Genomic DNA, 16495 nt, shown 5'->3' with positions numbered 1-16495 from the left:
ACTTGCGGACCAATGACCAGTTCGGAAATGTTCGAAAAACCAGCAAAAAGCACGATTTACTTCATCTTTATGCTGTGAATGCTCTGCACACACTTGCACTTGACGTAAACGGCAAATACTCTTAGTGAGTAAATGTTTGCCGTGGTGGCAAGGTGTTAGAACAACAGAGAATATAATGATGCAGGATTTGCGTCTGATATTAATCATTGTTGGCGCGATCGCCATAATCGCTTTACTGGTACATGGTTTCTGGACCAGCCGTAAAGAGCGTTCCTCGATGTTTCGCGATCGCCCACTGAAGCGCATGAAGTCCAGTCGTGACGACGATGACACTGAAGATGACATCGACGGCAGCGACGACGACGGCGTGGGTGAAGTTCGTGTTCATCGGGTCAATACTGCGCCCGGCGCGGCTCATGGGGAGCATGAAGCCCCCCGCGCTCCGCAGCACCAGTATCAACCGCCGTATGCCTCTGCCCAGCCGCGTCAGCCAGCGCCGCAGCCGGTGGAAGAACCTGTGCGTCAGGCGCCGCAAGCGCCTGTGCAACAGCAGCCCGCTGCGCCACAGCCGGTTCAAAACCAGCCGGTGCAGCAGCCCGTCCAGCAGCAGCCCGCTCAGCCGGTACAACAGCCGCAGCAGCCTGTTCATGTGCAGCCTGCGCCGCAGCCCGCTCCGGCTCCGCACGTTGAGCCAGAGCCGGTCGTCGAGCCAGAACCGGTTGTCGAAAAGCCACAGCGCAAAGAAGCGGTGATCATCATGAACGTGGCCGCGCATCACGGCAGCCATCTCAACGGTGACGTTCTGCTTAACAGTATTCAACAGGCAGGCTTCAAGTTTGGCGATATGAACATTTTCCATCGCCACCTGAGCCCAGACGGAAGCGGCCCGGCGCTGTTCAGCCTGGCTAACATGGTTAACCCTGGCACCTTCGATCCGGAAATGACCGGTGATTTCGTGACCCCGGGCGTCACTATCTTTATGCAGGTGCCGTCCTACGGCGACGAGCTGCAAAACTTTAAGCTGATGCTGCAGTCCGCTCAGCATATTGCTGATGAAGTGGGTGGTGTGGTGCTCGACGATCAGCGTCGAATGATGACCCCGCAGAAGCTGCGCGAGTATCAGGACCGCATCCGCGAAGTTAAGGAAGCCAACGCGTAATCGTCGCGTTTACGTCAACTCCTCCTCAACCCCCGCCTGTCGGGGGTTTTTTCTCATTGATGGTGCGATATGGACTCAATCAAACAACAACTCACTGAACTGCGAACCACGCTTCGCCATCATGAATATCTCTATCATGTTATGGACGCTCCGGAAGTACCGGATGTGGAGTACGACCGGCTGATGCGCGAGCTGCGCGAGCTGGAGGCGCAGCATCCGGAGCTGATTACGCCGGATTCTCCCACACAGCGCGTCGGTGCTGAGCCGCTGGGGGCTTTCAGCCAGGTGCGTCATGAAGTGCCAATGCTGTCACTGGATAACGTCTTCGATGAAGAGAGCTTCCTCGCGTTTAACAAGCGCGTGCAGGATCGCCTGAAAAGCAGCGATTCCCTCACCTGGTGCTGCGAGCTGAAGCTTGACGGCCTGGCGGTCAGCCTTCTCTATGAAAACGGCGTGCTGGTGCGCGCCGCCACGCGTGGCGACGGTACGACGGGTGAAGACATCACCACCAACGTGCGTACCATCCGCGCGATCCCGCTGAAATTACAGGGTGACAACATTCCTGCGCGTCTGGAAGTGCGTGGGGAAGTATTCCTGCCTCAGGCGGGCTTCGAAAAAATCAATGAAGAAGCGCGTCGCACCGGCGGGAAAGTGTTTGCTAACCCGCGTAACGCGGCGGCAGGCTCTCTGCGCCAGCTTGACCCACGCATCACCGCGAAGCGACCGCTTACTTTCTTCTGCTACGGTGTGGGTATTCTGGAGGGAGGTGAGCTGCCGGATACGCACCTCGGGCGTCTGCTGCAGTTTAAAGCCTGGGGCCTGCCGGTGAGCAACCGCGTTCAGCTCTGCGATTCGCCGGAAGCGGTACTGGCGTTCTACCACAAAGTGGAAGAGGACCGCCCGACGCTCGGTTTTGATATTGATGGCGTTGTCATCAAGGTGAATTCGCTGGCGCTGCAGGAGCAGTTGGGCTTTGTGGCGCGCGCGCCGCGCTGGGCGGTGGCGTTTAAATTCCCTGCCCAGGAGCAGATGACCTTCGTTCGCGACGTAGAGTTCCAGGTGGGCCGTACGGGCGCGATTACTCCAGTCGCACGACTGGAGCCGGTGCAGGTCGCGGGCGTGCTGGTGAGTAATGCTACGCTGCATAACGCCGATGAAATCGAACGCCTGGGCCTGCGCATTGGTGACAAAGTGGTGATTCGCCGCGCGGGGGATGTTATCCCGCAGGTGGTCAACGTCGTAGAGTCAGAACGTCCTGACGATACGCGCGAGGTCGTCTTCCCGACCCACTGCCCGGTATGCGGCTCTGACGTTGAGCGTGTGGAAGGCGAAGCGGTGGCCCGCTGTACGGGCGGCCTGATCTGTGGCGCGCAGCGTAAAGAGTCCCTGAAGCACTTCGTCTCCCGTCGGGCGATGGACGTCGACGGCATGGGCGACAAGATTATCGATCAGCTGGTTGAGAAAGAGTATGTCCATACGCCAGCGGACCTCTTCAGGCTGACGGCGGGCAAACTGACCGGCCTGGATCGCATGGGGCCGAAGTCAGCCCAGAACGTGGTTAACGCGCTGGAAGCGGCGAAAGAGACGACCTTCGCCCGTTTCCTTTACGCGCTGGGCATTCGTGAAGTTGGCGAAGCGACGGCGGCAGGTTTAGCCGCGTACTTTGGTACGCTGGAGGCGCTGGAAAAGGCAAGCATCGACGAGTTGCAGAAAGTGCCGGACGTTGGCATCGTCGTCGCCACGCACGTCTTTAACTTCTTTGCCGAAGAGAGCAACCGCGAGGTCATCAGCCAGTTGCTGGAAGAGGGCATTAAATGGCCCGCGCCAGTGGTGGTCAATGCCGAAGAAATTGATAGTCCATTTGCCGGTAAAACCGTGGTGCTAACCGGTAGCCTGAGTCAGCTTTCTCGCGATGATGCGAAAGCGCGTCTGGTGGCGCTGGGGGCCAAAGTGGCGGGCAGTGTGTCGAAGAAAACCGACCTGGTGATCGCCGGTGAAGCGGCGGGTTCGAAGCTGGCGAAAGCCCAGGAGCTCGGCATTGCGGTGATCGACGAAGCGGAAATGATGCGTCTGTTAGGAGAGTAACGTGGAGAAAGAGCAGCTCGTTGAGATTGCCAATACGGAGATGCCGTTCGGTAAATACAAGGGCCGCAGGCTGATTGATTTGCCGGAGGAGTATCTGCTGTGGTTTGCCCGCAAGGATGAATTTCCTGCAGGGCGACTGGGCGAGCTGATGGCTATCACGCTACTGATTAAAACCGAGGGGCTGACCCAGTTGGTGCAGCCCCTGAAACGTCCTTAAGCCTTCGCGGCGCGGGTCTCTTCCTGCGCCAGTTTTTCCGTCTGGCGCTTGTAGCGACGCGCCAGCACCGCACAGACCATCAGCTGGATCTGGTGGAAAATCATCAGCGGCAGCACCATCATCCCGATCACCGAGGTGGGGAACAGAATGTTCGCCATCGGGATACCGTTTGCCAGGCTCTTTTTGGAGCCGCAGAAGACAATGGTGATCTCATCGGCTTTGCTGAAGCCGCACCTGCGTGCCACAAAAACGTTTACCGCGATGACAATTGCCAGCAGAACGAGGCTGACCACCACGATAAACAGCAGCGAGCCGGCGCCTACCTTATGCCAGATCCCGTTCACGACCGCTTCACTGAAGGCGGAATAGACCACCAGCAGAATCGACGACTGGTCGGTTTTGGAGATCCATTTCTTGTGCTTCGCCACAAACGCGCCGGTCCACGGACGCGAGAGATGCCCGAGGACAAACGGCAGCAGCAGCTGCAGGCAGATTTTGCCGACCTGCTCAAGATTACCTTCCGCGCCGTGCATGTTCATCAGCAGGCCCACCAGCAGCGGGGAGACGAAAATCCCTAACAGGCTGGAGGCGGATGCCGAGCAGACCGCGGCCGCAACGTTCCCTCCGGCAAGAGAGGTAAAGGCAATGGCGGACTGCACGGTAGCCGGGAGAATACAGAGATACAGGAAACCGGTGTAGAGCGCCGGGTCGACGTTAACCGGCGCCCACCATGCAAACAGCACCCCAAGGAGCGGGAACAAAATGAACGTGCTGCACATCACCCAGAGGTGCAGTCGCCAGTGGCTACCGCCGGCGATAATTGCTTCGCGGGAGAGTTTTGCGCCGTGCATAAAGAACAGCAGCGCGATAGCGGCCGTCGTTAGTCCCTCAAAAAACGGCACAAAACCGCCGCGAGCGGGGAAGAACGAGGCCAGTAAAACGGTGGCCACCAGGGTGAGCGTAAACGGATCAAGAATACGAAATAGTTTCATAATGACTCCTGAAAACAGATGTCGCTATTGTGCTTTTTTCCATTTGAGAAATAAAATTGATTTATTGCATCCATTCATGAATTAAAAAGATGAATTATTCCCTGCGTCAGCTTCGCATTTTCGTTACCGTCGCCCACGCCCGTAGCTTCAGTCGGGCAGGGGAGATGATTGGCCTGAGCCAGTCGGCGGTCAGCCACAGCGTGAAAGAGCTGGAAAATCAGACCGGCGTTAGGTTGCTTGACCGCACCACGCGCGAAGTGGTGTTAACCGAAGCAGGGCAGCAGCTGGCCCTGCGCCTTGAACGGCTGCTGGATGAGCTGAACAGCACGCTCAGAGACGTGGGGAGGCTGGGGCAGCAGCTGTCGGGCACCGTGCGGGTTGCGGCCAGCCAGACGATATCCGCGCATCTTATCCCGCAGTGTATTGCCGAGGGAAGCCACCGCTATCCGGACATTGATTTTGTCCTGCATGACCGGCCGCAGCAGTGGGTGCTGGAGAGCATCCGTCAGGGAGATGTGGATTTTGGTATTGTTATCGATCCCGGTCAGGTGAGCGATCTGGCGTGCGAAAGCGTACTTTCTGAGCCCTTTTTGCTGCTCTGCCGTGACGACGACCCGCTGGCAACGTTGCCGGAGGTCAGCTGGCAGTCCCTGACGGGCGCGAACCTGGTTTTACAGGATTATGCCTCGGGCAGCCGCCCGCTGATTGATTCCGCGCTGGTGAATCAGGGCGTTAAGGCAACGATCGTACAGGAGATTGGTCACCCGGCGACGCTGTTTCCGATGGTGGAAGCCGGCATTGGCATCAGCGTGTTGCCCGCCCTGGCGCTTCCCCTGCCGCAGGGAAGCCGACTGGCCGTCAGGCGATTAACGCCGGTTGTCGAGCGAAAGCTGATGCTGGTGCGGCGAAAAAATCGTTCACTCTCGGGGGCGGCGCAGGCTATCTGGGAAGTGGTGCGTATCCAGGCACAACGATTAACCGAAGCCCGCATACGCGACCCACTGTTTAACGCATCAGACGATTAGATGTAGATATCAATCTGATGATTGTCTGACGGGCTGTTCACCCCTTCCACTTTGCCCAGCTTTTGATCCTGCTTCTTCTGAGCTTCTTCGGCCTGCTGGCGCTGCAGCGCCGCGAGCTGCGCCTGCAGCACTTTGATCTGGGTCTGAATCAGTTCCTGCTGCTTCTTCTTCTCATCCGTACTGCCGGGGCTGTTTGCCAGCTCTTTTAACTGCTGTGTCAGCTTTTTGATCTTGTCGGTAATGCGGCTGATTTGCGCCGCGATATCGTTACTGCCGGAAGCGCCGCTCCCGCCGCTGCTGGTTTGAATGGGTTGGGTTGAAGCCTGAATGGTCGTCATACTTTTTCCTCGCGCTATAAAACAGAGGTATCGGCACCGATGGGATTAGCTTGAGCAAAACTGCCATATCTGGCAGGGGGTTGCATTAATACACAATCAGTATTGATGGTGCGATAAAAGTGTATTGGAGATGACCTGCAGGCTGCGGATATAAGACATAAGTCATGCGATCCCTGCTATCGCGATCTTAATCCTCAAGGAGCCTCTATGACCCTCTCGAATAACCCGTGGTACTGTGCTGACATCATTCGCACCGCTAAGCCAAACTTCACCCCTCGCGTGGCGTTTATTCTCGGCTCCGGCCTGGGCGCGCTCGCCGACCAGATAGACGACGCCGTTTCCCTGAGCTACGAAAAGCTGCCTGGCTTCCCGGTGAGCACCGTGCACGGACATGCCGGCGAGCTGGTGCTTGGGCATCTGGCCGGGGTGCCTGTCGCCTGCATGAAGGGGCGAGGGCACTTCTATGAAGGCCGAGGAATGACCGTCATGACCGATGCGATCCGCACCTTTAAGCTGCTGGGGTGCGAGCTACTGTTTAGCACCAATGCGGCGGGCTCACTACGCCCGGAGGTTCAGCCAGGAAGTCTGGTTGCCCTGAGCGACCATATCAACACCATGCCGGGCACGCCGATGGTGGGGCTGAACGATGAGCGCTTTGGCGATCGTTTCTTCTCTCTGGCCAATGCTTACGACGCGGATTACCGTGCCGTTCTGCAAACCGTGGCAGCGAAAGAAGGCTTCCCGCTGCACGAAGGAGTGTTTGTCTCTTATCCCGGCCCGAACTTCGAGACGGCGGCCGAGATCCGCATGATGCAGATTATCGGCGGCGATGTGGTGGGGATGTCCGTGGTGCCTGAAGTGATTTCCGCACGCCATTGCGGCCTGAAGGTGGTGGCCGTTTCTGCTATTACCAATCTCGCCGAAGGTCTGGGAGAGGTAAAACTCTCGCATGAGCAAACCCTTGCTGCCGCCGAGCTCTCCCGCCAGAACTTTATCAATCTTATCTGCGGTTTTCTTCGCCATATTGCCTGAGTAAAACAATAAAGTGGCCCGCCAGGGCCACACTGCGATAAGGAATGGGTTATGAACATCACGACTCGCTTAAAGATGATGTCCTTTATGCAATATTTTATCTGGGGGAGCTGGCTGGTTACCCTCGGCGCTTACATGATTAATACCCTACACTTTACCGGCTCTGACGTGGGCATGGTGTACAGCTCCAAAGGACTTGCCGCGATCGTTATGCCTTCGCTGGTGGGGATTATTGCCGACAAGTGGCTGCGGGCAGACCGCGCATACGTCATTTGCCACCTCGTCTGCGCCGTCGCGCTCTGCTATGCCGCGCAGGTCAATGAGCCAGGGCTGATGTTCTGGGTCATGCTGGTGAATGCGATGGCCTTCATGCCCACGATTGCGCTGTCGAACACCATTTCCTACTCCTGTCTTGAACAGGCAGGGCTGGATACGGTGAGCCATTTTCCGCGAGTGCGGGTGTATGGCACCGTGGGCTTTATAGCGGCGATGTGGGCCATAAGCCTCATGGGCGCGGAGTTAAGCAACTTACAGCTCTATATTGCGGCTGGTGCGTCTCTGCTGCTGGCACTCTATTCTCTGACCCTGCCGGCCATTCCGGTTGTGAAGTCGAAAACGTCTCCGTCTCTGGCAAGCAAGCTGGGCCTCAATGCGTTTATCCTGTTTAAACAGCCTCGGATGGCGGTGTTCTTTTTATTTGCCATGTTGCTCGGCGCCGTGCTGCAGATAACCAACACGTTTGGCAGCCCCTTCCTGCATGATTTTGCGCGTAATCCGGCGTATGCAGATAGCTTTATCGTCAAATATCCGTCCATTCTGCTCTCCGTTTCGCAAATGTCTGAGGTGTTCTTCATTCTGACCATACCGTACTTCCTGGGACGATTTGGCATTAAAGCCGTCATGCTGATGAGCATGGTGGCCTGGATGCTGCGGTTTGGCCTGTTTGCCTTTGGCGACCCGTCCGCAACGGGCTTTGCGCTGCTCATGCTCTCAATGATTGTCTATGGCTGTGCGTTCGACTTCTTCAACATTTCCGGCTCGGTGTTTGTTGAACAGGAGGTCAGCGCCGATATCCGCGCCAGCGCGCAAGGGTTGTTTATGACGACCGTTAACGGTATCGGGGCGTATTTCGGTTCGGTATTGAGTGGTGCGGCGGTTGATTATTTCTCGGTTGAAGGAGTGAAGGACTGGCAGACGATCTGGCTGGTGTTTGCGGCCTATGCTCTGGTGCTCGCGGTGGTCTTTTACTTCAGCTTTAACTATCGCCACGCCAGTAAAAACAGCGAGATGCGCACAGTTGCGCACTAAATTTTCCCTCCGGACGCTGAAAGGCTTTAAGGTAGGCGCATAAGTGTTATCGCCAGGATATGTTTTGATGGAACGCGTCTATCGAACCGATCTCAAGCTGCTGCGCTATTTTCTGGCCGTGGCGGAGGAACTACATTTTGGACGGGCTGCGGCCCGTCTCAACATGTCCCAGCCGCCGTTAAGCCTGCACATTAAAGAGCTGGAAAGTCAGCTGGGCACGTTACTGTTTATTCGCCACTCGCGGAGCGTCGCGTTGACGCATGCCGGTAAAGTGCTGATGGAAGAGTCACGCCGGCTGCTCGCCAGCGCAAACCAGGCTCTGGCTCGCGTCGAGCAAATTGGCCGGGGGGAAGCAGGGCGCATCGAGCTGGGGATTGTCGGAACCGCCATGTGGAGTGAGGTGCGCACGGTGATGCGCGCTTTCCTGAAAGAGCATCCGAACGTTGATGTCGTTTTTCGCGAAAAATCGCCGGTAATGCAGATGGCGCTGCTTGAGCGCCGGGAGCTGGATGTCGGGATCTGGCGAATGGCAACGGAACCTACCGCGGGTTTTACCAGCCTGCGGTTGCGTGAAGCGGCTTTTCTGGTGGCGATGCCGGAAGATCACCGCCTGGTCAGCGAATCATCCGTTGCGCTTACAGAATTGCAGGATGAGTATTTTGTCACGATGCCTTCAGCACATTCTGACTGGGCATTTTTACATCGCGTTTGCCAGCAAGCCGGGTTTTCGCCGATGATCGTGCGTGAAGCCGTTGAGCCGCAAACGGTACTGGCGATGATCAGCATGGGAATGGGGATTACGCTTGCTGCCGACAGCTACGCGCAAATGCAGTGGCCGGGCGTGGTATTCCGCCCGTTACGGGAGCGTATACCGGCAGATTTGTATGTAGTGTATGACGAGAAGCAGGCGACGCCTGCGGTGAAAACGTTAATTGCGGCGTTGAAGATGTAAAGTGCAGATAGCAAAAAAGCGCCTTTAGGGCGCTTTTTTACATTGGTGGGTCGTGCAGGATGACTCGCTTCGCTCGCCCTTCGGGCCGTCGCCGTAAACGGCTCCGGTGCCTCACTGCGTTCGGCTCGAACCTGCTGCAGGTTCGAATCATCCAGATCGCAGATAGCAAAAAAGCGCCTTTAGGGCGCTTTTTTACATTGGTGGGTCGTGCAGGATTCGAACCTGCGACCAATTGATTAAAAGTCAACTGCTCTACCAACTGAGCTAACGACCCGAAATGGTGGGCGATGACGGGCTCGAACCGCCGACCCCCTCCGTGTAAAGGAGATGCTCTACCAACTGAGCTAATCGCCCATTTCGGAACTGCTGCGATAAGGTGAGAATGGTGGGCGATGACGGGCTCGAACCGCCGACCCCCTCCGTGTAAAGGAGATGCTCTACCAACTGAGCTAATCGCCCAATCTCAATTCTTATCTACACTGCGAGTCTACCGAAGTAGATGGTGGGTGATGACGGGCTCGAACCGCCGACCCCCTCCGTGTAAAGGAGATGCTCTACCAACTGAGCTAATCACCCCCGCTGTGTGGAGTCGCATTATAGGGAGAGTTGAAAATGAGTCAACGCATTTTCTAAAGTTTTTATTCGTTCGTCGTAAAATTAAACAAAACGATCGCAAAACGGGCGGTGGCGCATGATTTCTAAACAAAAACAGTAAACTCCGCCACGATAAAGGGATCGACATTGAGGAATCCCCCCACAGTGATAGAATATTGCCCATCGTTTTTTCTCCGGGATTTGCCGATTGCCGGCATCTTTATAACGTAAGGCCATTTCATGAAAATCAAAACTCGCTTCGCGCCGAGCCCGACAGGCTATCTGCACGTTGGTGGTGCTCGTACTGCTCTCTACTCCTGGCTTTTTGCACGCCACAACAAAGGTGAGTTCGTGCTGCGTATAGAAGACACCGATCTTGAGCGCTCCACGCCGGAAGCAATTGAAGCCATTATGGATGGGATGAACTGGCTGAACCTGGAGTGGGATGAAGGCCCGTATTTCCAGACTAAACGTTTTGACCGCTATAACGCTGTTATTGATGAGATGCTGGTCGCGGGCACGGCGTATAAATGCTACTGCTCCAAAGAGCGTCTGGATGCGCTGCGCGAAGAGCAGATGGCGAACGGTGAAAAACCGCGTTATGACGGCCGCTGCCGCCACGACCATAGCGAGCATGCTGCTGATGAACCGTGCGTGGTGCGTTTTGCTAACCCGCAGGATGGCTCGGTGATTTTCGACGACCAGATCCGTGGCCCGATCGAATTCAGCAACCAGGAGCTGGACGATCTGATCATTCGCCGCACCGACGGTTCTCCAACCTATAACTTCTGCGTAGTGGTTGATGACTGGGATATGGAAATTACCCACGTTGTCCGTGGTGAAGACCATATCAACAATACCCCACGCCAGATCAACATCCTGAAAGCGCTGAATGCGCCTGTGCCTGTCTATGCGCACGTCTCCATGATTAACGGCGACGATGGTAAAAAACTGTCTAAACGTCACGGTGCGGTCAGCGTCATGCAGTATCGCGACGACGGTTATCTGCCGGAAGCGCTGCTGAACTATCTGGTGCGCCTGGGCTGGGCCCACGGTGACCAGGAGATCTTCAGCCGTGAAGAGATGATCGAACTGTTCTCCCTGAGCTCTGTGAGTAAATCAGCGAGCGCATTTAATACCGACAAGCTGCTGTGGCTGAACCACCACTACATCAATACCATGCCGCCGGAATATGTGGCGACGTATCTGCAGTGGCACATTGAGCAGGCAAATATTGATACCCGCACCGGCCCTGAGCTGGCGGACCTGGTGAAACTGCTCGGCGAGCGCTGCAAAACGCTGAAAGAAATTGCCGAAAGCTGCCGCTACTTCTATGAAGAGTTTGACGAGTTCGACGCGGACGCCGCGAAGAAGCATCTCCGTCCGGTAGCTCGTCAGCCGCTGGAAGTGGTGCGTGACAAGCTGGCTGCGCTCACCGAGTGGACCGCTGAGAATGTGCATCATGCCATTCAGGCGACCGCAGACGAGCTGGAAGTTGGCATGGGCAAAGTCGGTATGCCGCTACGCGTTGCGGTGACCGGTGCGGGCCAGTCTCCAGCACTGGACGTGACTGTCCATGCCATCGGGAAATCACGCAGCGTGGCGCGCATCAACAAGGCGCTGGATTTTATTGCAGAACGTGAAAATCAGCAGTAATAAAGTCTTATAAGAAAAAACGGCAGGGTATCCTGCCGTTTTTTTTGCTTTTCATTCAGCAATACCCAGACGAGCAAGAAAACCGCGTATGCCTTCGCGCTTCAGTAAGGTATCCAGACGCTTTTGCTCAAGCTCAGTCATACTCTCCAGCGTTTCGATAATGCCCGGACGCAGATTTGAAGTATGTTCACCGTAAGAGGAGGTCACTTCAGCCAGATGATAAACCGCCTGACGGTTACGGATAGCCGGGAGGCTCATAATATGTTCCTTCACGCGCGCATCAACGTGAATGAGCCGGGCCCGACCGCCTTTTACGCCATTGAGCCCTTCGGTTTTCCACCCCTGCTGGCGTATCCAGCGATTTACCGTTTGTCTGGCAACTCCCAAATTTTCCGCCAGCTCTTCTGTGGTCATTTTGCTTCGTAGTCTTTTCATATTAATTCTGGTCGCGAATCCCTAAACGTTGCAACAAACCGGTAATCCCTTCCCGCAACAGCAGCGATGTCATCTGCTTCTGCTCTTCCGGCGTCATTTCATTGGCCAGCGTCAGGAGTAGGGTATGAAGCGAACCGTCAGTGCTGATGCCGTCAGGCATAGCGGATGTTTCCGTTGCCCTGCGTGCGCTGCGGATAAAGTCACGCACTTTTTCGTTCACATGCACCAGTCGCGCTTTACCCCCCTGGACGCCGGGCTTAGGTGACGTTATCCAACCCTCTTTACGTACCCATTTATTGATGGTCTGTCGGCTATAGCCAGTGAGGAGGGCTAACTCTTCCGGCGTCATTCGTTCCTTGATCATGCAATTTCCTGAATATTCGTGGGGTTAATTAATGGCTCATTTTATAGCACCGTTTTACATGAAAACGTGACAGGCTTAACTCATGACTGCGAGCAGGCTCGCAAAGTGATTCATTTGCATGATTTTTCGGCGATTGAATAGCTGGAATTGATTTTGCCGTTGACACTCCGCGGCGGAATTCATATTATGCCGCCCGTCAACATGACAGCTTTACGATGGGGCTATAGCTCAGCTGGGAGAGCGCCTGCATGGCATGCAGGAGGTCAGCGGTTCGATCCCGCTTAGCTCCACCAAACTCTGAACCCAACAGAGTGCGGTTAGTAAAGTCACATGTGGGGCTATAGCTCAGCTGGGAGAGCGCTTGCATGGCATGCAAGAGGTCAGCGGTTCGATCCCGCTTAGCTCCACCAAAATTTTAAACCCTCGTCAAAAGACGAGGGTTTTTTTTATCTGTTTGTAAAACCCCTCACCACTTTTTGTTATCAAAAAGAAGGTATTCCTGTACCTGACCTCAATCGACATCAATAAACCAGTCTATAAATAGACTTCAACTTGATTCGTGCAATTAATAAACCTATTATCCATCCGGTCAATAAAATGAACGGATAATAATGTCATCATCTTAATGAATAGAAAAACGTACAATAATGTAAAGATATTTATAATTGCCCTGACAATATGTCTGATTGCGGTACCTTTTTCCCGTTACCTCTCTCCCCGCGCAATGGTAAATGGTCACGATGTTTATTTAGCGTGGCTCCCCCTGAGCGTAATGCTGGCGGTAATACTGTTATTTGGTCGCCGGGCCGTTCTTCCCATTTTGTTAGGTTTTAGTGTCACTAATTTATTTTACGTTAATTTAGTGCCGCTACAATATTCAGTATTACTGTTTTGTCAGACCTTTTCGCTGTTCGCGGCGTGTGGCCTTCTGCGCCTCATGCTGGGCAGGCGCTGGCGCTTCTGCATCCCGAACAAGCACGTCGGGTTACGTATATTCTGGCTCGGTTTTATCGTTCCCGTCGGCATTAAGCTGTCGATGTATTTAGCTGGCTATTTCTTTGATTTCCCGGTAACTATCTCCACCTTCTTCGGCGAAGGAACGGTAATTTATAACGTCGTGGATATTCAAAGCCTGATTTGCGCGGCGCTGATTTTTACCATGATGTTCTATTACCCGTTAAGAATGATAATTAATCCCCGCTATGCCATAACCTTCTGGCGGCGAAGCGTGAAGCCCGTGTTTTTCCACAAGAATTCATTATATATATTTGTCTGGCTGATCCTTTTAGGCTTCGTCCTCGCCGTTTTATGTGGGCCTTTTGAATCACCTGTTATTGCGGGCTATTTAATGCCGCTGATTTTTATTCTTTTTACCTTAGCGATAAGCCGCCTTACCTACGCGCTTATCTCACTGCTGTGGGCTGCTTCAGCGCTTCTGCTGTTGACCTACAACTATAACTTCCTGAACGGGGTGGAAACCGGCCATTCGCTCTCCTTTATTCTGTCCGTGCTGATCTCTTTTGCCATCTGCTTGCTTTACATGTCGCGGATTTACCAGCGCAGCGAGTGGCTGAAGCGGGGGTGGCAGGGCAGGGCGCTCACCGATCCGCTAACCGGTTTACCCAATATTCGTGCCCTGGAAGAGCATCTTGAGATGCATCCGGAGGCCAAGGTTTGCATGTTGCGCATGGAGAACCTGGAATTTTTGAGCCGCCACTACGGGATCCTCATGCGGGTCCATTGCAAACGAACGATCGCCACGTCGCTGCAGCCGCTTCTGCAAAAGAATGAGATGCTCTTCCAGTTACCCGGAAGCGAGCTGGTGGTGGTATTGCTGGGGCCGGAAATTGCAGAGCGTCTCCAGCATATGGTCGATCGGCTGAACAGCCGTAAGATTTTCTGGAACAACACCGGGCTGGATATTGAGTTTGGTGCGTCCTGGGGAATGGTAGAAAACGGTGAAAATTTGCATCACACGCTGGGGCAACTGAGCTGGCTGGCCGAGCAATCTTGCGCAGGGCACAACGTGCTTGCGCTGACGAATAGCCTGGAGGCAGCATCGGGACAAACAACGGAGCGTGTTCTGATGTTAGCGCGTATTAAGCATGCTCTGGAGACAGATCGGTTCCATTTATACGTGCAGCCGATTCAGAAGGCAGACGGTAGCGGCTACTATGAAATTCTGACGCGCATGGAGAGTGAAGGGGAGATCATCACCCCGGATCGCTTTATTCCGTTGGTTGCCCAGTTCAACCTCAGCCACCGGTTTGATATGTGCGTTATGGAAAAATTACTGCAGTGGCTGCGCGATCACCCTGCGACGCAGGCTGGCGCCCGTTTCTCCGTCAATCTGATGCCGCTCACGCTGATGCAACAGGAGGTGGCGACCGAGATTTGTACGCTGTTTGAGCGCTACGGCGTTGCGCCTCAGACCGTGGTGATTGAGATCACTGAAGAGCAGGCCTTCTCACATTCCGGCTGCAGCATCAGCAATATTCAACAACTGCGGGATTATGGTTTCCGGATTGCCATTGATGATTTTGGCACCGGTTATGCCAACTACGAGCGTCTCAGACGTCTGCAGGCAGATATCATTAAAATTGACGGCTGCTTTGTTAAAGATATTTGCACTGATGATATGGATGCGATGATCGTCCAGTCGATGTGTAATCTGGCGAAAACGAAATCGCTGTGCATTGTCGCGGAATATGTAGAAACACCGGCGCAGCGGGAGATGCTGCTTCGCTTCGGCGTGGATTATCTGCAGGGCTATCTGATAGGCAAACCCAAACCGCTGAAAGAATTGCGGGCATAAAAAAACCGGGAGCGAAGCTCCCGGTTTTTGTTTTAACAGTAAACGTTACAGTACCAGTGCTGCGATAGAAGCAGACAGAACGCTCACCAGGGTGGAGCCGTAAACCAGTTTCAGGCCAAAGCGAGAAACTACGTTACCTTGTTCTTCGTTCAGGCCTTTAATCGCACCGGCGATAATGCCGATGGACGAGAAGTTGGCGAAGGAGACCAGGAATACGGACAGAATACCCACCGCACGTGGAGAGAGCGTGCCGGCAATTTTCTGCAGATCCATCATCGCAACGAATTCGTTTGAAACCAGCTTGGTCGCCATGATACTGCCCACCTGCAGCGCTTCGTGAGCCGGAACACCCATCACCCAGGCAAATGGATAGAAGATGTAGCCCAGAATGCCCTGGAAGGAGATACCCAGCACCGCAGCGAACAGGGCGTTCAGCGCAGCAATCAGCGCAATGAAGCCGATCAGCATGGCGGCAACGATAATCGCCACTTTGAAACCGGCCAGAATGTACTCACCCAGCATTTCGAAGAAGCTCTGACCTTCGTGCAGGTTAGACATCTGGATGTTCTCTTCGCTGGCGTCAACACGGTACGGGTTGATCAGCGACAGAACGATAAAGGTGCTGAACATGTTCAGAACCAGCGCTGCAACAACATATTTTGGCTCCAGCATGGTCATATACGCGCCCACGATAGACATGGAAACGGTAGACATTGCGGTTGCCGCCATGGTGTACATGCGGTTACGGGACATTTTGCCGAGGATATCTTTATACGCGATGAAGTTCTCAGACTGACCGAGGATCAGTGAGCTTACGGCGTTGAAAGATTCCAGCTTACCCATGCCGTTCACTTTGGATAACAGGAAACCAATTCCTCGAATAACGAACGGCAGAACGCGGATGTGCTGCAGAATACCGATGAGCGCGGAGATGAAGACGATTGGGCACAGTACCTTCAGGAAGAAGAACGCCAGACCTTCGTCGTTCATTTTACCGAAGACAAAGTTTGTCCCTTCGTTGGCGAATCCGAGCAGTTTTTCGAACATTTCGGAGAAGCCTTTCACGAAGCCGAGGCCTACGTTGGAGTTCAGGAAGAACCACGCAAGTAAAACTTCAATGACCAGCAGTTGGACAACATAACGAATACGAATTTTTTTGCGGTCTGTGCTGACCAGCAATGCGAGTGCAGTAACGACAACAAGTGCCAGGACAAAATGAAGGACGCGGTCCATATTTGCTCCAAATATGAGGCAGGTTTAATTTTCGTGCACATTCTATGTAACAAGCGAAAAGAAAACGAGATCAAGGACACACTATAGTTACATCCTGTGACGAGTCTCAAAAATAGTGATCCACAATACATTTTTGTTATGTTAGGTAAATGAGTGAAAAGTTAAGTTTGTGTGCTACGCTTCACAAATGACTGCGCATTTTCACATTCTGTGATGTCGCACCACCTGCCCATCTATCGTTCTTAGCTATCAGAGAAATCATTTCAAACCATTCAAATGATCTTGATAAT

Annotated in this window: 14 protein-coding genes, 6 tRNA genes and 1 other RNA gene; 11 read left to right on the top strand and 10 right to left on the bottom strand. The window is 54.1% G+C overall.

All coding sequences use genetic code 11. The annotated features are described in order from the left end of the window. The first annotated feature begins 175 nt into the window (after positions 1-175). From zipA to ACR42C_RS16375, 3 genes are all read left to right on the top strand, one after another. Positions 176-1159, top strand: coding sequence for a cell division protein ZipA (gene zipA, locus ACR42C_RS16385; RefSeq protein ID WP_316380593.1), 984 nt, complete (start codon positions 176-178; stop codon positions 1157-1159). Between the two features lie 69 nt (positions 1160-1228). Continuing rightward, a complete protein-coding gene (gene ligA, locus ACR42C_RS16380; protein WP_479984342.1) occupies positions 1229-3244 on the top strand; it encodes an NAD-dependent DNA ligase LigA in 2016 nt (671 codons plus the stop codon). A gap of 1 nt (position 3245) precedes the next feature. Continuing rightward, positions 3246-3461 carry a DUF3820 family protein gene (locus tag ACR42C_RS16375; RefSeq protein WP_003861328.1) on the top strand — a complete coding sequence of 72 codons (216 nt, stop codon included), beginning with the start codon at positions 3246-3248 and terminating at the stop codon, positions 3459-3461. Here the strand turns inward: ACR42C_RS16375 and ACR42C_RS16370 are convergent. Beyond that, on the bottom strand, positions 3458-4453 hold the full coding sequence (locus ACR42C_RS16370; RefSeq protein WP_320720024.1) for a bile acid:sodium symporter family protein: 996 nt from the start codon (positions 4451-4453) through the stop codon (positions 3458-3460). The genes ACR42C_RS16375 and ACR42C_RS16370 overlap by 4 nt on opposite strands. 89 nt (positions 4454-4542) lie before the next feature. On the opposite strand from ACR42C_RS16370, the gene ACR42C_RS16365 reads away from it, so the two are divergent. Next, entirely contained in the window at positions 4543-5478 is a 936-nt protein-coding gene (locus ACR42C_RS16365) for a LysR substrate-binding domain-containing protein (RefSeq protein WP_474483228.1), read from the top strand. Here ACR42C_RS16365 and ACR42C_RS16360 read toward each other — a convergent pair. Further along, positions 5475-5816: a FlxA-like family protein gene (locus ACR42C_RS16360; protein WP_163330543.1), complete on the bottom strand. Its 342-nt coding sequence runs from the start codon at positions 5814-5816 to the stop codon at positions 5475-5477. The two genes, ACR42C_RS16365 and ACR42C_RS16360, sit on opposite strands and share 4 nt — an antisense overlap. 207 nt (positions 5817-6023) lie before the next feature. Here ACR42C_RS16360 and xapA point away from each other — a divergent pair, with 207 nt between their 5' ends. The 3 genes from xapA to ACR42C_RS16345 all read left to right on the top strand — a co-directional run bounded on the left by xapA (position 6024) and on the right by ACR42C_RS16345 (position 9108). After that, positions 6024-6848, top strand: a complete 825-nt coding sequence (gene xapA / locus ACR42C_RS16355; protein WP_163330542.1) for a xanthosine phosphorylase — start codon at positions 6024-6026, stop codon at positions 6846-6848. Positions 6849-6899: 51 nt separating this feature from the next. Then, complete coding sequence (locus ACR42C_RS16350) at positions 6900-8156, top strand: nucleoside permease (RefSeq protein WP_479984341.1); 1257 nt, start codon at positions 6900-6902, stop codon at positions 8154-8156. Positions 8157-8223: 67 nt separating this feature from the next. After that, on the top strand, positions 8224-9108 hold the full coding sequence (locus tag ACR42C_RS16345) for a LysR family transcriptional regulator (RefSeq protein ID WP_116343114.1): 885 nt from the start codon (positions 8224-8226) through the stop codon (positions 9106-9108). 43 nt (positions 9109-9151) lie between these two features. Here the strand turns inward: ACR42C_RS16345 and ACR42C_RS16340 are convergent. From ACR42C_RS16340 to ACR42C_RS16320, 5 genes are all read right to left on the bottom strand, one after another. Continuing rightward, positions 9152-9280: non-coding RNA, RtT sRNA (locus ACR42C_RS16340), on the bottom strand. A gap of 26 nt (positions 9281-9306) precedes the next feature. After that, positions 9307-9382: transfer RNA gene (locus tag ACR42C_RS16335), tRNA-Lys, on the bottom strand. 4 nt (positions 9383-9386) lie between these two features. Beyond that, a tRNA-Val gene (locus ACR42C_RS16330) sits at positions 9387-9462 on the bottom strand. A gap of 29 nt (positions 9463-9491) precedes the next feature. Continuing rightward, a tRNA-Val gene (locus ACR42C_RS16325) sits at positions 9492-9567 on the bottom strand. 41 nt (positions 9568-9608) lie between these two features. Then, positions 9609-9684: transfer RNA gene (locus ACR42C_RS16320), tRNA-Val, on the bottom strand. Between the two features lie 258 nt (positions 9685-9942). Here ACR42C_RS16320 and gltX point away from each other — a divergent pair. After that, a complete protein-coding gene (gene gltX, locus ACR42C_RS16315; protein ID WP_116338437.1) occupies positions 9943-11358 on the top strand; it encodes a glutamate--tRNA ligase in 1416 nt (471 codons plus the stop codon). A 51-nt stretch (positions 11359-11409) separates the two neighbouring features. Here the strand turns inward: gltX and ACR42C_RS16310 are convergent, their stop codons facing one another. Next, positions 11410-11793 carry a YfeC-like transcriptional regulator gene (locus ACR42C_RS16310; RefSeq protein ID WP_233002531.1) on the bottom strand — a complete coding sequence of 128 codons (384 nt, stop codon included), beginning with the start codon at positions 11791-11793 and terminating at the stop codon, positions 11410-11412. A gap of 1 nt (position 11794) precedes the next feature. After that, a complete protein-coding gene (locus tag ACR42C_RS16305) occupies positions 11795-12157 on the bottom strand; it encodes a YfeC-like transcriptional regulator (RefSeq protein WP_028013988.1) in 363 nt (120 codons plus the stop codon). Positions 12158-12374: 217 nt separating this feature from the next. Here ACR42C_RS16305 and ACR42C_RS16300 point away from each other — a divergent pair. The 3 genes from ACR42C_RS16300 to ACR42C_RS16290 all read left to right on the top strand — a co-directional run bounded on the left by ACR42C_RS16300 (position 12375) and on the right by ACR42C_RS16290 (position 14972). Continuing rightward, a tRNA-Ala gene (locus tag ACR42C_RS16300) sits at positions 12375-12450 on the top strand. A 41-nt stretch (positions 12451-12491) separates the two neighbouring features. Next, positions 12492-12567, top strand: a tRNA-Ala gene (locus ACR42C_RS16295). Positions 12568-12782: 215 nt separating this feature from the next. Beyond that, entirely contained in the window at positions 12783-14972 is a 2190-nt protein-coding gene (locus ACR42C_RS16290; protein ID WP_479984340.1) for a sensor domain-containing phosphodiesterase, read from the top strand. Positions 14973-15017: 45 nt separating this feature from the next. Here ACR42C_RS16290 and ACR42C_RS16285 read toward each other — a convergent pair whose 3' ends face one another. Then, a complete protein-coding gene (locus tag ACR42C_RS16285) occupies positions 15018-16205 on the bottom strand; it encodes a NupC/NupG family nucleoside CNT transporter (RefSeq protein WP_116338443.1) in 1188 nt (395 codons plus the stop codon). Between the last annotated feature and the right edge of the window lie 290 nt (positions 16206-16495).

The sequence above is a fragment of the Enterobacter sp. MG-EB028 genome (genome assembly GCF_056673305.1).
This window is presented reverse-complemented; position numbering and strand designations above follow the sequence as displayed.